General features: G+C 41.8%; 12 protein-coding genes and 8 tRNA genes. 18 read left to right on the top strand and 2 right to left on the bottom strand.

Annotated elements, in window-relative coordinates; all coding sequences use genetic code 11:
• Positions 1 to 344 precede the first annotated feature (344 nt).
• The 13 genes from NG22_RS01635 (at position 345) to NG22_RS01575 (ending at position 6,430) form a co-directional block, all read left to right on the top strand.
• On the top strand, positions 345 to 998 hold the full coding sequence (locus NG22_RS01635; RefSeq protein ID WP_053404097.1) for an ATP-binding cassette domain-containing protein: 654 nt from the start codon (positions 345 to 347) through the stop codon (positions 996 to 998).
• 267 nt (positions 999 to 1,265) lie between these two features.
• Entirely contained in the window at positions 1,266 to 2,162 is an 897-nt protein-coding gene (locus tag NG22_RS01630; RefSeq protein ID WP_053404096.1) for an IS982 family transposase, read from the top strand.
• 423 nt (positions 2,163 to 2,585) lie between these two features.
• Positions 2,586 to 3,455, top strand: a complete 870-nt coding sequence (gene fabD, locus NG22_RS01625; protein WP_053404095.1) for an ACP S-malonyltransferase — start codon at positions 2,586 to 2,588, stop codon at positions 3,453 to 3,455.
• A gap of 480 nt (positions 3,456 to 3,935) precedes the next feature.
• Complete coding sequence (gene lpcA, locus NG22_RS01620) at positions 3,936 to 4,520, top strand: D-sedoheptulose 7-phosphate isomerase (RefSeq protein WP_053404094.1); 585 nt, start codon at positions 3,936 to 3,938, stop codon at positions 4,518 to 4,520.
• 43 nt (positions 4,521 to 4,563) lie between these two features.
• The gene (locus tag NG22_RS01615; protein WP_053404093.1) at positions 4,564 to 5,217 is read left to right on the top strand and encodes an HAD family phosphatase; all 654 of its coding nucleotides are present in this window, start codon (positions 4,564 to 4,566) and stop codon (positions 5,215 to 5,217) included.
• Between the two features lie 109 nt (positions 5,218 to 5,326).
• A tRNA-Leu gene (locus NG22_RS01610) sits at positions 5,327 to 5,408 on the top strand.
• Between the two features lie 63 nt (positions 5,409 to 5,471).
• A tRNA-Leu gene (locus NG22_RS01605) sits at positions 5,472 to 5,553 on the top strand.
• A 64-nt stretch (positions 5,554 to 5,617) separates the two neighbouring features.
• A tRNA-Leu gene (locus NG22_RS01600) sits at positions 5,618 to 5,699 on the top strand.
• Positions 5,700 to 5,763: 64 nt separating this feature from the next.
• Positions 5,764 to 5,845, top strand: a tRNA-Leu gene (locus tag NG22_RS01595).
• A 65-nt stretch (positions 5,846 to 5,910) separates the two neighbouring features.
• Positions 5,911 to 5,992: transfer RNA gene (locus NG22_RS01590), tRNA-Leu, on the top strand.
• A gap of 64 nt (positions 5,993 to 6,056) precedes the next feature.
• A tRNA-Leu gene (locus tag NG22_RS01585) sits at positions 6,057 to 6,138 on the top strand.
• Between the two features lie 64 nt (positions 6,139 to 6,202).
• Positions 6,203 to 6,284: transfer RNA gene (locus NG22_RS01580), tRNA-Leu, on the top strand.
• 64 nt (positions 6,285 to 6,348) lie between these two features.
• Positions 6,349 to 6,430 (top strand) — tRNA-Leu (locus NG22_RS01575).
• A 343-nt stretch (positions 6,431 to 6,773) separates the two neighbouring features.
• Here NG22_RS01575 and NG22_RS01565 read toward each other — a convergent pair.
• Positions 6,774 to 7,055 (bottom strand): hypothetical protein, encoded by a 282-nt coding sequence (locus NG22_RS01565; RefSeq protein ID WP_053404091.1) that lies wholly within the window; start codon positions 7,053 to 7,055, stop codon positions 6,774 to 6,776.
• A 323-nt stretch (positions 7,056 to 7,378) separates the two neighbouring features.
• Here NG22_RS01565 and msrA point away from each other — a divergent pair, with 323 nt between their 5' ends.
• Positions 7,379 to 7,918: a peptide-methionine (S)-S-oxide reductase MsrA gene (gene msrA / locus NG22_RS01560; RefSeq protein ID WP_053406858.1), complete on the top strand. Its 540-nt coding sequence runs from the start codon at positions 7,379 to 7,381 to the stop codon at positions 7,916 to 7,918.
• Positions 7,919 to 8,196: 278 nt separating this feature from the next.
• Here msrA and NG22_RS01555 read toward each other — a convergent pair whose 3' ends face one another.
• On the bottom strand, positions 8,197 to 9,069 hold the full coding sequence (locus NG22_RS01555) for an SDR family oxidoreductase (protein WP_053404090.1): 873 nt from the start codon (positions 9,067 to 9,069) through the stop codon (positions 8,197 to 8,199).
• Between the two features lie 152 nt (positions 9,070 to 9,221).
• Between NG22_RS01555 and NG22_RS01550 the strand changes: the two genes are divergently transcribed.
• The 4 genes from NG22_RS01550 (at position 9,222) to NG22_RS01535 (ending at position 13,958) form a co-directional block, all read left to right on the top strand.
• Positions 9,222 to 11,642: a penicillin acylase family protein gene (locus NG22_RS01550; protein ID WP_053404089.1), complete on the top strand. Its 2,421-nt coding sequence runs from the start codon at positions 9,222 to 9,224 to the stop codon at positions 11,640 to 11,642.
• The gene (locus NG22_RS01545) at positions 11,608 to 11,991 is read left to right on the top strand and encodes a hypothetical protein (RefSeq protein ID WP_053404088.1); all 384 of its coding nucleotides are present in this window, start codon (positions 11,608 to 11,610) and stop codon (positions 11,989 to 11,991) included. Before NG22_RS01550 ends, NG22_RS01545 begins: the two co-directional genes overlap by 35 nt.
• A gap of 30 nt (positions 11,992 to 12,021) precedes the next feature.
• Positions 12,022 to 12,471: a GNAT family N-acetyltransferase gene (locus NG22_RS01540; protein WP_053404087.1), complete on the top strand. Its 450-nt coding sequence runs from the start codon at positions 12,022 to 12,024 to the stop codon at positions 12,469 to 12,471.
• A gap of 146 nt (positions 12,472 to 12,617) precedes the next feature.
• Positions 12,618 to 13,958: a radical SAM protein gene (locus NG22_RS01535; RefSeq protein WP_216597581.1), complete on the top strand. Its 1,341-nt coding sequence runs from the start codon at positions 12,618 to 12,620 to the stop codon at positions 13,956 to 13,958.
• The last annotated feature ends 160 nt before the right edge of the window (positions 13,959 to 14,118 follow it).

Here is a 14,118-nt window from a genome sequence, read left to right as displayed (position 1 = left end):
CCTCCAATGGATGATGGTTTAAGATAGGTGTTACCTGCAATTATGCGAAACTGGATAATTTCATTCAAATATTTATACCGTGAATGTGTGGTTTACAACCTCCTATTCACCTTAATTGGCGCTGGCCTGTTAATTCAATTCGGAACATTGAGTTTTTCATATATTTTCTGGCTTAAATTAATGGGATATGGATTCACTGGGTGGGTATATTACTGGAACAGAAAAAAATATCTTTATTTTTTCCATAACTTGAACATGAACCGTCGAAATTTGATAACATCTGCTGTCATTGTAGATACGATGACCACCATTATTTTTTTATCAATCGTCAATAGTATTTTTAATTGAGTAAGCTCGAAATAGACAGTGTTCAACTAGCATTTGAGGGAAGAAACATATTATCAAATGCATTTCTTAAATGTGAAACTGGAAACATTGTTGGGATTCTGGGAAGGAATGGCTCTGGAAAATCTAGCCTATTAAAACTAATCTTCGGAACATTAAAAGCCGATAACCAGTCGGTACGAATCAACGGAGTTTATACTAACCAACTATATAAGACTAAAGGAGCTGTTCATTATGTACCTCAGGATGGACTCTTCATGAACTATTTAACTTTTAAGGACTTGGTTAAGATCTTTAAACTAGAATCTAAGCTAGATCAGATGCTAAAGATTGAAGAACTAAGGGATAATCAAAATAAGAAAATCGGAAATATGTCAGGTGGCGTTAAGAAAATGGTTGAAATTTTGACTTTACTTTATGCAGATTCAGAATTCACCCTTCTAGATGAACCATTTTCCTATTTATCGCCTGTTCTTGTAGAAAAATTAATACCTCATATTATTCATCAATCAAAATCGAAAGGTATTATAATGACAGATCACCAGTATCAAACGATTTGGTCAACCGCCAACAAATATTACATATTATATGAAGGTAACTTGAGGGAAATATTTGAAGTTGAGGAACTCTCAAAATATGGATACATTAAGTGAAAAGCAGGTAACATTCACTATCATCCATAAACTAACTGAGTTATTTGCCAAAATCGGTAAGGTGGGATAATTTATAGATATTTGAAGCGTCTAGCATACAGATGATATTTGGACGGTCATGACCTCAAATTGCACGAATTTTCAGAAATGATTTATTAACCTGAGTTCGATTTATATAATTTATAAAAAAAGTACAATTCATAAAGGAAAAGCCATTGAAATTGAGTATATTTAAGTACCTAAAATTTAAATATTTAACTCAATACAATGACTATTTCACAAGATAAAATTACCGAAATATTTTTTAACATTGATGAGTTTTGTCAACAATTAGATCAACTCATAGAGGCATCTTCTATTGGAAATCCTCCCAAACGAAAGCCAAAAATGTCACATAGTGAAATTATGACGATAATGGTATTGTTTCATCTTAAGGGGTTTCGTGATATGAAGACCTTCTACAATAGCTATGTCCTTGTGCATATGAAATCCGAATTTCCGGAAACTGTAAGCTATAACCGTTTTACAGAGCTAATGCAGAAAGCTTGCTTACCTCTTGTCCTTTTCTTGAAACACTGTTGTATGGGAGAAGGAACTGGCATTGCTTTTATCGATTCCACTCCCATTCGAGTTTGTAAAAATAAACGCATTTTTAATCACAAAACTTTCGACGGAATAGCAGCTAAGGGAAAATCAACGATGGGTTGGTTTTATGGCTTTAAATTGCACCTGGTTGTAAATGACAGAGGGGAACTACTCTCCTTTATGATCACTCCAGGAAACGTGGATGATAGAGAACCTCTTAAAAAGGAGTCATTTATAAATTCTCTTCAAGGTAAGCTATTTGCTGATAAAGGATATATTTCAAAGACCCTAAGTGAGTTGCTTTTCGGCAATGGGATTCACCTTTTTACAGGAATTAGACGCAATATGAAGAACTGTCTGATGAGCTTTAATGATAAAATTTTGCTTCGTAAACGTTCCGTTATTGAGACAATAAATGATCAGCTAAAGAACATTTGCCAAGTAGAACATTCCAGACATAGATCATTTGGAAACTTCATTTCAAATTTAGTTGCAGGCTTGGTAGCTTATTCCTTCTTTGAAAAGAAACCTTCAATTAAATTTGAGACTGAAAACACTGGACAAATGGCTATTTTTTAAAATCGAACTCAGGTTATTATGATTTCGGCTGAAGAAAGCTAAGTAAACAGGTTTTGATTACCTGCTCATGTTATAAGCGCTGCACCCTTTTTTTTCGCACCCAACCTCAATTCCCAAAAAAACGATGCTCTCTAATTAAAGCGACCGGTCATGTTATTTGATTCATGCCAGGAAAATATATAAAATTACACTGGAACACCCGTGGTCGCTCTATTACCTGAAGATGAACCACCTAATATCTAAAATTTGCAGAAAATCAATTTATTACCGAATTTCGCCTCAGATAATAATTTTTTTATCAACATTTTAAATTCAGCTAAAAGGAGTTTCCGTTTCTACACTCCATTTTTTTGTTAATTTTTTCAATAATAAGTTTTTGCGCCCTAATTTAGCGCGCCAATTTTAAAGCAATATAATATCACTATGAAAGCATATGTTTTCCCCGGTCAGGGAGCTCAGTTTCCTGGCATGGGCAAGGAACTTTACGATACTAACGAAAAGGCAAAAGCACTTTTTGAACAAGCCAATGAAATTTTAGGCTTCCGTATTACGGACATCATGTTCGAAGGCACTGCGGAGGAATTAAAGCAGACCAATGTTACCCAACCAGCGGTTTTCTTGGATTCTGTCATTAAAGCATTGGTGGCGGAAGATTTCTCTCCTGAAATGGTGGCAGGTCACTCATTGGGTGAATTTTCTGCCCTGGTAGCTGCAAGAGCACTTTCTTTCGAAGATGGATTGAAGCTGGTAGCTCAACGTGCTGCAGCCATGCAAAAGGCTTGCGAAATCAACCCTTCCACCATGGCGGCGGTTTTAGGTTTAACCGATGAGCAGGTAGAAACCCTTTGTAATGAAGTGGAAGATGTGGTGGCAGCCAACTACAACTGCCCGGGCCAATTGGTGATTTCAGGTTCCAAAGAAGGCATTGAAATCGCCTGCGTAAAAGCAAAAGAGGCGGGAGCAAAACGCGCATTACCTCTTCCTGTGGGTGGCGGATTCCACTCTCCAATGATGGAGCCTGCACGCGAAGAATTAGCAGCAGCGATTGAAGCCACTAACTTCAGCGCCCCTTCCTGCCCGATTTACCAAAATGCTACTGCTGCACCAGCTACAGATGTAGAGACCATCAAGCAAAATTTGGTCGCTCAATTGACTGCTCCGGTAAAATGGACGCAATCCGTTCAAAAAATGGTAGAAGACGGCGCCACTGACTTTGTAGAGTCCGGACCAGGAAAAGTATTACAAGGCTTGGTAAAAAAAATTCACCGCCCGGCCAATGTAAGTGCGATCTAAAAAAATAAAAAAAGCGTCATGAAGCCCATGGCGCTTTTTTTATGTCCTCATTTCAATTTCATTATTCATTCTTAGCTATTTTTTTCTTAGGTTGCCAAGCCTGAGTAAAGCTGTGGCAATTTGGTACACTTACTCTAGATTATTCCTGCTTAAAACCTCTTTGAGCTGCAAGGCTGGAAAGTGAAGGAATTTTTCCATTTCATTTTTTTCCAACGAATCAGAGAAATGAGGAGAAAGCAAGCTTGCCCAAATTTGGCTATTATTGAATTGAAAAAAAGCCATTAATACGAGCTCCTGATGTTAGCGGAGAATAATTCGGAAAAAAATATACACCAAAGCAAAAAGGATTTATCATCCTTCTAAAATATTTAATATTTGAGCAGGCAAAAGATAACCTGCCGAGGAAGTGTAAAATCCTTTAGGCGCCCGGCACTCAAAATCTTGAAGAATTCCTTTTTTAGTTATCCCATCGGATAAATTATGGATATTGAAAAAATCATCTCCTCAGAATTAGAGGAAGCACAAAAAGTATTGAATGATTTCCTGAACAATCCGGAAAACATCAAAAATATTAAGGCCGCAGCAGAAGTAATGGCCGAATCCATCAAAAATGGTGGAAAAGTGATGTCCTGCGGAAATGGAGGAAGTCATTGTGATGCCATGCATTTTGCGGAAGAACTCTCAGGGAGGTACCGTGATGAACGCCCGTCTCTCGCTGGCCTGGCCATTGCAGACACCTCCCATATTTCCTGTGTGGGCAATGACTATGGCTTTGATTATATCTTTTCCCGCTTTGTGGAAGGCCTGGGACAAAATGGTGACGTGCTGTTAGGACTGAGTACCTCCGGCAATTCGCAAAACGTAATCAATGCCATTGAAGCCTCCAAGACCAAAGGCATTACCACCGTAGCCCTAACCGGTAAAGATGGTGGCAAAATGGCGGGTATGGCAGACATCGAAATTCGTGTCCCTCACTTTGGATATGCTGACCGCATTCAGGAAATCCACATCAAAATCATTCACATCCTAATACAACTTATTGAAAAATTATTAGGCCACGCCTAAACATTTCTACAAGTTGACAGGCTAAAATTAATAAAGAATATCCATGAGTAATTTTGCCGTAATTTTTGATATGGACGGGGTCATTATTGACAGTAATAATGCCCACCGTGGAGCCATAAGAGAATTTTTAGCCAATCATGGTCTGGAAATAGAGGAAGAAAGCCTGATCCGGAATGTTTTTGGAAGAACCAATGCAGACTGGATTCCCTTTGTTTTCGGAAGGGAACTTGCTGAAGAAGAGCTCACCGATTATGCCTTTGAAAAAGAAGCTATTTTTCGGAAAATTTTCGAAGAAGAGGAAGCTTTTGTCGAAGGAGTGGCGGAATTCGTCTATCATTTAAAACGAAGTGAGGTACCCATCGCGATCGGCACCTCCGCCCCTATGGATAATGTCGCCTTTACCCTTCAAAAGCTTAATTTGGAAAATGCCTTTGATGTGATAGTGGATGACGCTCAAATAACCTTCAGCAAACCTAACCCGGAAGTTTTCATTAAATGTGCACAAGAATTAGGCTTTCCTACCGAAAAATGCATCATTTTTGAAGATTCCATGTCAGGCATTGAAGCCGCTAAAAGGTCAGGCGCCAAAGTCATTGGGGTAACCACCACCCATTCAGCTTATGAGCTTCGGGAATGCGACATGACCATTGAGGATTTTAAGGATCTGAACATGACGATTTTAAAAGAATTGTTCTAAGAAAGATCAAAAAACCATCCTTGAACGCTTGCATTAAAGGAATTTGCTCGTACCTTTGCAATCCCAATTACGAAACAAGCGAAGCAAATTTTAAAAGCTAAGCGCAATTGCCTGAGTGGCGGAATTGGTAGACGCGCACGACTCAAAATCGTGTTCCTTCGGGAGTGCCGGTTCGACCCCGGCCTTAGGTACTGAGGTTTGATTATTCCTCTTCAAAATAATCTTCTACCTTGCTTCTTCGGAAGCTAAAGCATGCCTGGGTGGCGGAACTGGTAGACGCGCACGACTCAAAATCGTGTTCCTTCGGGAGTGCCGGTTCGATCCCGGCCCTAGGTACTAAGGTTTGATTGTTCCTCTTCAAAACAATCTTCTACCCTGCTTCTTCGGAAGCTAAATAAATGCCTGAGTGGCGGAACTGGTAGACGCGCACGACTCAAAATCGTGTTCCTTCGGGAGTGCCGGTTCGATCCCGGCCTTAGGTACTGAGGTTTGATTATTCCTCTTCAAAATAATCTTCTACCTTGCTTCTTCGGAAGCTAAATAAATGCCTGAGTGGCGGAACTGGTAGACGCGCACGACTCAAAATCGTGTTCCTTCGGGAGTGCCGGTTCGATCCCGGCCTTAGGTACTGAGGTTTGATTGTTCCTCTTCAAAAATAATCTTCTACCCTGCTTCTTCGGAAGCTAAATAAATGCCTGAGTGGCGGAACTGGTAGACGCGCACGACTCAAAATCGTGTTCCTTCGGGAGTGCCGGTTCGATCCCGGCCTTAGGTACTGAGGTTTGATTATTCCTCTTCAAAATAATCTTCTACCCTGCTTCTTCGGAAGCTAAATAAATGCCTGAGTGGCGGAACTGGTAGACGCGCACGACTCAAAATCGTGTTCCTTCGGGAGTGCCGGTTCGATCCCGGCCTTAGGTACTGAGGTTTGATTATTCCTCTTCAAAATAATCTTCTACCTTGCTTCTTCGGAAGCTAAATAAATGCCTGAGTGGCGGAACTGGTAGACGCGCACGACTCAAAATCGTGTTCCTTCGGGAGTGCCGGTTCGATCCCGGCCTTAGGTACTGAGGTTTGATTGTTCCTCTTCAAAACAATCTTCTACCTTGCTTCTTCGGAAGCTAAATGAATGCCTGAGTGGCGGAACTGGTAGACGCGCACGACTCAAAATCGTGTTCCTTCGGGAGTGCCGGTTCGATCCCGGCCTTAGGTACAAGCCTCTGATGAATTTCAGGGGCTTTTTTTTTATCTCGTTACATTCAACGTAATTTCCGCAAGAACACACTTAAGGCTTATTATCTGTGGAATACAGTTGAATTTACTAAATTTTGAAAAGCCCAAATGTTAGCAAACTGGCTTCCCCCTCAATTATCTGCTTCCTTGAGAAAACTCGAAAAGGTGAAAATCCCTTCCTTTTTTCCACCTTGCTACTAAATTTATCCATGCATTATGCAGCTTATACTCCTCCATTTTTTTTTAAATGCCCCAAAAAAGAAAAGCCATTCATTACTGAATGACTTTCATGATGTAGAACAAAACGCAATTGGATCTTTATATCAAATGAATGTTGAATAACTTCTTTTAGCAAATTTATATAATTGACCCGACAACAAAGAATCTCGAGATTTCAGTGACAATGAACGCACGAATGAGGCTTCATAGTCCGTCTTTCTTAACTCTTCATACTCTAATAAATCCGTTGTGTGCGGATGATAAATATCCGCCTCCTTCTCTGTCATGAAAACTACGTACCAGGCACGATCATTTTCACTCATCACCATGGCGAACATCTGTTGCTCACCTTCCGGTTTTTCTGAATGGGGTTCTTGTTTACTCATAAGCCTACCCTTAAAATGAGGATTTTAATTCTGCAATAATCACTGTTCACGAAATTTAATTACCTCGGGTTCACTAAACTTAAAATTAAATTCTACTGAACTTAAATTTAGCAATTTAATTATACGTCACAACAACAAAATCTCATATTTTTTTAATTTTTTTCAATTATTCATCAATTATTTGCGCTATTTCGTACTTATGTGATACAATCAACACTGAAACCCAAATGAAATTTTTAATCTATTTTATTCCACTACTGGTCTTTAGCACAATAAATGTCTGGGGACAAAGTCAATCACAAATCGAACTAAAAGAAAAACCCATGGAAATTGCCACATTAGGCGGAGGATGCTTCTGGTGCGTGGAAGCAGTAATGCAGAGATTACATGGCGTAGATACGGTAGTATCCGGCTATGAGGGAGGGCAGGTGAAAGATCCTACCTACAAACAAATTTGCACCGGACTCACCGGACACGCAGAGGTGGTGCAGGTATCCTTTGAACCGGAAATTATTTCATTCGAAGAAATTCTGGAGGTATTTTTCACCACCCATGATCCAACTACGCTAAACCGACAGGGAAATGACGTTGGTACGCAATACCGTTCGGTCATTTTTTACCATAGCCCCACCCAAAAAGCGACGGCCGAAAAGGTCATAAACGAGTTCAATAAGGAAGGTCTGTATGGTGATCCTATTGTGACGGAGGTATCGGCATCGACTACTTTTTACCCTGCGGAGGATTATCACCAAAACTATTACAATGAAAACTCTGATAAAAACCCTTATTGCACTTTTGTAGTAGCGCCAAAGGTTCAAAAACTTAGGGAGAAGTTTAAAGACAAATTAAAGCCTCAAAACTAGGCACAAGATCCAATTGTAACACTTAGCCAGAATTATTTACCGCCAGATTTAGTCATCTGCTTTAACCGAATCGCGATCAGTGCATTGCATTCGGGTCTGCTGAATACTTAATAGCCCAAATTTGGGCAAGCTTGTTTTCTGCTCATTTTTCTATTGCATTGGAGTAGCTCAAAACAGAGAACTCCTCCTTCATTTTTACAGACTACCAGCTATTCGATGATTGAAGCATGCATCATTCGGCTAACAAAAAAGGCCTCCGAAAAACGGAAGCCTTTTTTTTATTTTTTCTTTCCTCTCATCGCCTCAAACATATCCCACATTTCAGGGGTAATCCGATCCAGGCCATTAAACTCACCAGCACCTTGCAACCACTCTCCCCCATCGATGGTCACCACCTCGCCATTAATATAGGCCGAAAAATCCGACACCAAATAAGCGGCCAGATTAGCCAGTTCCTGATGCTCTCCTACTCTTTTTAGCGGCACTCTTCGGGAAGGATCAAACTTTTGCGCTAATTCTCCGGGCAACAGCCTGCTCCAGGCGCCTTCTGTTGGAAAAGGCCCGGGTGCAATGGCATTGGAGCGGATATTATATTTGGCCCACTCGACCGCCAGCGATCTTGTCATTGCCAAAACGCCCGCCTTTGCTGCTGCAGAGGGGACTACATAACCACTACCCGTCCAGGCATAAGTCGTTACAATATTCAGTATATTCCCCGGCCGACCTTTTTCCATCCAGTATTTCCCCATTGACAAAGTAAAATTGGAAGTTCCTTTCAATACAATATCCAAAATAATATTAAAAGCGCGGGCGGATAAACGTTCAGTGGGTGAAATGAAATTTCCGGCTGCATTATTCAGCAAAACATCCACGCCTCCAAATTTAGCATCAGCCGCGGCAATCACCGCCTCCACCTGCTCCACCTCCCGCACATCACAAGCCACAGGCAACACCTGCCCACCTGTGCGTTCCATCAAATCCTTTGCAGTATTTTCCAACACTTCCATTTTCCGGGAACAGATTACGACATTGGCGCCCAATTGCAAAAAATAATGGGCCATGGACTTTCCTAATCCGGTACCGCCACCAGTCACAATAATAGTTTTACCGCTTAATGCTTCAGGGCGAAGCATACCTTCTGTATAATTCATAGGGATTCAAATTTTGGGTTTAGTTTTTCCAACTGATATCATTAAACGCCTTTTTAAAGCGGCTTTATCAGTCTGTGGTTAAGGAAAATACCCAAATAATTTGATATTTTTTAGGCATTGCTGTAATTTTTTAACCTAATCAATTCCTCCTCATGAAAGTCATACGCTTCTTTTTCCTTTTAGGGCTTTCCATTTTCTTCGGCTATAGTTTAAATCGGCCCTGGGGCAAAGTTCCGGCATTAGGACACTTCCTAAATCCTTTTGAAGGCTTCTGGCAAAATGCGACTCCACGCAACACCGGCTTAAAAAGCCCGAAAACCATTAAATCCAAAGGCCTTCGCCAAACGGTAGACATCGCATTGGACTCCAGCCACATCCCACATATTTTCGCCCAATCCGATTGGGATTTGTACTATATGCAGGGTTATATGACGGCCAAGGATCGGCTCTGGCAAATGGATTTTCAAACCATGGCCGCAGCAGGCAGACTTTCTGAAATATTGGGAAAAGACTCGCTGATTCTCCAGTTTGATCGGGGACAGAGAAGAAAAGGAATGCTATATGCCGCTGAAAAAGCAAGGGACGCTTTCATGTCCGTGAAGACTTCCGCCAATATGCTAAAGGCCTATGCCGCCGGTGTCAATGCTTATATTGATCAGCTCAACAAAAAAGATCTACCCATTGAGTATAAGTTAATCGGTTACCGACCTGAAACCTGGAGCCCCCTAAAATCAGCTTTACTTTTAAAATATATGGCAGAAAGCCTTTCTTCTTCCAATGCAGATTTGGAAAATACCAACGCTTTAGCCTGGTTAGGAAAGAAGAATTTTGATCTGCTCTATCCACTGATGGAAAAGGGGCAAATCCCGATCGTCAACAAAGCCAACCAATGGAAACATTCCCCCGATTTACAGGAAGCTGAAATCCCCTTCAGCTATATCAATATGCCATTAGATGAAGGTCCAAACCCATTAAATGGCTCCAACAACTGGGCCGTCAATGGTAATAAAAGTGAAACAGCTTATCCCATCCTGTGCAATGACCCACATTTGGGACTTAACCTTCCTTCCCTTTGGTATATGATACAACTCCAGTCTCCGGACATCAATGTGATAGGCGCCAGCCTGCCTGGTACACCCGGTATCATCATCGGCATGAACGATCATATCTCCTGGGGCGTCACCAATGCACAAAGGGATTTGGTGGATTGGTACCGCATTACCTTTTTAGACGATCAGCAACATCAATATCTTTTAGACGGAAAAGCCACACCGGTAGAAAATCGATTGGAAGTTATCAAAATCAGAGACGAGGAGGATTTTGTAGATACGGTAAAGTATACTGCTTTTGGACCTGTTTATTATGATCGGCACTACCGCGCTGAGGAAGCCCGATCGGGTTACGCTTACCGATGGATTGCCCATGACCCCAGCAATGAAGTATTGGCTTTTTATAAAATCAATCGGGCGGTAAATTATGAAGCATTTAAGACGGCTCTATCTTATTACCAGGCGCCGGCGCAAAATTTTGTCTTTGCCTCAGTGGACAATGAGATCGCCATGCACGTCCATGGGAAGTTCCCGGCCCGAACCAATCATAATGGGCGTTTTTTACAGGAAGGAAACAGTCTTGAGAATGGCTGGAAAACTTATATTCCTTTTGAAGAAAATGTATTTGAATACCAACCGGAGAGAAATTTCGTTTTTTCAGCCAACCAGCATCCGGCTGATTCTACCTACCCTTATTTCATCACCGCGAAAAAATATGAATATTATCGAAATCGCCGAATTTTTCAATTGCTGGAAGAAAAGGAAAAATGGTCCGTATCGGAAATGATGCAAATGCAAAATGATAACTTCAACCTGCAAGCCTCAGAAAGTCTTCCCTTTTGGCTAAATCAAATCAATACGGAGGGCTTACCCGACTTTCACCAGAAAGCATTTATAGCGCTTAAAAACTGGGATTTTCAAAATGAGGCCTATGAAAAAGCCCCCACCTTTTATGCCGCCTGGTGGAAGGAGCTTTACCGATTACTCTATGATGAATGGGATCAAAAAGGACTTCCGCTACTGAAACCCTCCCATTATACCACCATCAAAATCTTGAAAGAAAATCCTGATTTTTACTTTTTTGATTTGCTATCCACCCCGGAAAAGGAAGATGCTCCGGCCATTATTCAGCTGGCATTCAAAAATGCTATGCACAAATTAATGCAGGAAGAGATCAGTGGTAAAAAATTAGAATGGGCAGCTTATAAGGGCACCTATTTGCAACATTTAGCCAGAATCAAAGCCTTCAACATTGCCGCTCCTGTGGCAGGAAATGCCGGCTCCATTAATGCGGCCACCCAACGGCATGGCCCCTCCTGGCGTATGATTACCGCATTGCATCCGGAGGGCAACAAAATATGGGGCATTTACCCCGGTGGGCCCTCCGGCAATCCAGCGAGTCCCTATTACCAAAATCAGGTAGAGGAATGGGTGAATGGCCAATACCGGGAGATCCCTTTTTTCAAAAACTTTAATGCGACAAGCAATTATGAAATTCAACATATTCAGGCCAAAGTCAAATAGCCTGCACAACCTCCTACAGTTCACTTTCATGGTGGTGATTAGCGGCTTCCTAAGCAGGCTTTTCCCTTTTTGGATCATATTACCTGCTACCGCCATAGTCGCTTTTCTATTCAACAAAAGTGCTTTTGCCACCGGCTTTCTGGCTATTGGTTTCCTATGGCTGTCGTATGCCATCTGGCTGGATCAGCAAAACCAACAAATACTCTCCCGGCAAATCGCCTTGCTCTTTCAATTACCGGAATATATGGACAAATTTATTTTCGTAATTACCGGATTTATGGGTGCCTTTTTGGGAGGCATAGGCGCTGCTACAGGAAGAAGTTTCCGTCGACTATTTGAACGCTATTGATTTCCTTTTTATTAGATTGCCAAAAAAAAGATGAGTTGGGATTTCGCATTAAAGCATTATCAGGAGCTAAGCAAAAAGGAATTGTTTGATCTGGCCAAACTGCGCATCGATGTCTTCATCGTAGAACAGCATTGCCCCTATCCGGATTTAGAGGAATTGGACCAAAACTGCCATCACTTTCTGGGAAAAAACAAGGACCAATTAGGTTTATATGCCCGCTTAATTGCCACCGAAAACCCTGCCATTAAGAAATTGGGCAGAATCATCGTCAGTCCGGAATTTCGCCCGCAAAAAGTTGGCAAACTATTGATGACAGAAGCACTACAAGCCACCAAAAGCGCCTTTCCCGAAACAGAGCAGATCGTAATTTCCGCTCAACAAGCCATTGTCAGCTTTTACCAGTCCGTTGGATTTATTCCGGAAGGAGACATTTATCTAGAAGACCGAATCCCACATATCAAGATGGTCTACAGCTATTAATGCCTAAGCAAGAAGGGATGAAAAAGGTATTTTGATGATCTATTGACAATTTTTCCTTAAATTGCGCGACATTTCCGCAGGCCAACACCTAGGAAAAGCACTTAATATCAATAGGTTATTATCAACAATCATTCAAAAGGAATACCGTGTTGAAGGAACAATCGAACATTCATAAAACCAAAGCGGCTGCCAATCAGCATCCGGACAGCCTTCCGCTATTGCTTACCTGCGATGCTGAGGGCAATATGTTTGAAGAAGAAAATTATGAGGTTATTGGCCGCTCAGGCACCCGCCTGGTAAGTTTGGAGCCCGAGGATTTTATTGAGTTACCGGAAGGAAGTGAATTTTTCACCATGCCTTGTCGCAACCCTTACGGACGAAATGTCCATACTGGCGAAATTGAATTACTGGAAGATGTATTTGCGGTAGCAGCCTTTGTTTCGCCGGCTTATACGCAGACCTTCATGCCGGCTTATGAAGAAACAGAAGGAGCAGAAACCCTTCCACTGTATGCTTATACTGCTGTAGGCTGGCTGGATGGCAAGTTCTACACTACCGCCGTGAGAATCGACCCGGACAAACGTCAGGATTTTGAGCAATTTGATTGCGAGGCCATAGAGCAAAAAACTGTTGAAACCCTGGAAAAATTTCCAGAAAATCGCCTGATTCAGCATTTAGGCAATAACTGTTCTTTGACCTACAGTTGCCCTGCCGCCCGGAATTTCTTTATGGGTCGCTGGGAAGCCCCGATCCCTTTATCCCCTGCCTGCAACTCTAATTGCTTAGGCTGTATCAGCTTTCAGCCGGAAGAACATGAAATTGATGCCATGCAAAACCGCCTGGACTTCATCCCTTATATTGAAGAAGTTTTGGAAATGGCCGTTCCGCATCTGGAAACCGCTCCACTCCCAATTGTCAGCTTCGGACAAGGCTGTGAGGGAGAACCCTTATTGGTTTGGCAATTGATCCGTGATACCATTATCGCCATCCGAAAAAAGACCAAAAGGGGCATTATTAACCTCAACACCAATGGCTCCAAACCAGAGGCCGTTGATGAGCTTTTCAAAGCGGGATTGGACAGCATTCGGGTAAGTATGAACTCAGTGCGAAAAGACCTGTACACCAATTACTACCTGCCCAATAATTACGAGTACGAGGATGTAATTGAGTCCATCAAGATTGCGCGTCAGCATGGGAAGTGGGCATCCATCAACTATTTCACCCTGCCGGGATTCACCGACAATATTGAGGAATATGAAACCCTCCGACAGGTGATTGAATACACTGACCTGAGCATGATTCAGTGGCGTAACTTCAATATTGACCTGAACTGGTATTTGGAAAAAATGGGCATTGAGGATACCGGCGATGGTATGGGCGTAGCTGAGGTTATGGAAGCCATTCATGAGGAATTTCCACATATTGCCTACGGCTACTTCAACCCGCCTTTAGAGGTGCAGGAGAAGTACAATGCACTCAGAAAATAATAAAAAAGCCCTTTCGACTCTATACCGAAAGGGCTTTTCTTTTATAGGGGCACTTATCCAGAATTAATTATCAGGATTATTTATGCTTAAGCCGGATTATTCAGTCTTGAATCTTCGTTTAGCTGCAAGGCGAGAAAAATTGAGGACTTCCCCTATTTCA

This window comes from Persicobacter sp. CCB-QB2 (genome assembly GCF_001274635.1).
GTDB lineage: Bacteria > Bacteroidota > Bacteroidia > Cytophagales > Cyclobacteriaceae > Persicobacter > Persicobacter diffluens.
Note: the sequence above shows the minus strand (reverse complement) of the source record. Positions and strands in the feature narration are given on the sequence as shown.

What these genes read in the sequence shown, in the direction of transcription:
- NG22_RS01615 (WP_053404093.1), top strand. Translation starts at nt 4,564, where the DNA reads ATGAGTAATTTTGCCGTAATTTTTGATATGGACGGGGTCATTATTGAC.
- NG22_RS01565 (WP_053404091.1), bottom strand. Translation starts at nt 7,055, where the DNA reads ATGAGTAAACAAGAACCCCATTCAGAAAAACCGGAAGGTGAGCAACAG.
- NG22_RS01550 (WP_053404089.1), top strand. Translation starts at nt 9,222, where the DNA reads ATGAAAGTCATACGCTTCTTTTTCCTTTTAGGGCTTTCCATTTTCTTC.
- NG22_RS01545 (WP_053404088.1), top strand. Translation starts at nt 11,608, where the DNA reads ATGAAATTCAACATATTCAGGCCAAAGTCAAATAGCCTGCACAACCTC.
- fabD (WP_053404095.1), top strand. Translation starts at nt 2,586, where the DNA reads ATGAAAGCATATGTTTTCCCCGGTCAGGGAGCTCAGTTTCCTGGCATG.
- lpcA (WP_053404094.1), top strand. Translation starts at nt 3,936, where the DNA reads ATGGATATTGAAAAAATCATCTCCTCAGAATTAGAGGAAGCACAAAAA.
- NG22_RS01540 (WP_053404087.1), top strand. Translation starts at nt 12,022, where the DNA reads ATGAGTTGGGATTTCGCATTAAAGCATTATCAGGAGCTAAGCAAAAAG.
- NG22_RS01630 (WP_053404096.1), top strand. Translation starts at nt 1,266, where the DNA reads ATGACTATTTCACAAGATAAAATTACCGAAATATTTTTTAACATTGAT.
- NG22_RS01555 (WP_053404090.1), bottom strand. Translation starts at nt 9,069, where the DNA reads ATGAATTATACAGAAGGTATGCTTCGCCCTGAAGCATTAAGCGGTAAA.
- msrA (WP_053406858.1), top strand. Translation starts at nt 7,379, where the DNA reads ATGGAAATTGCCACATTAGGCGGAGGATGCTTCTGGTGCGTGGAAGCA.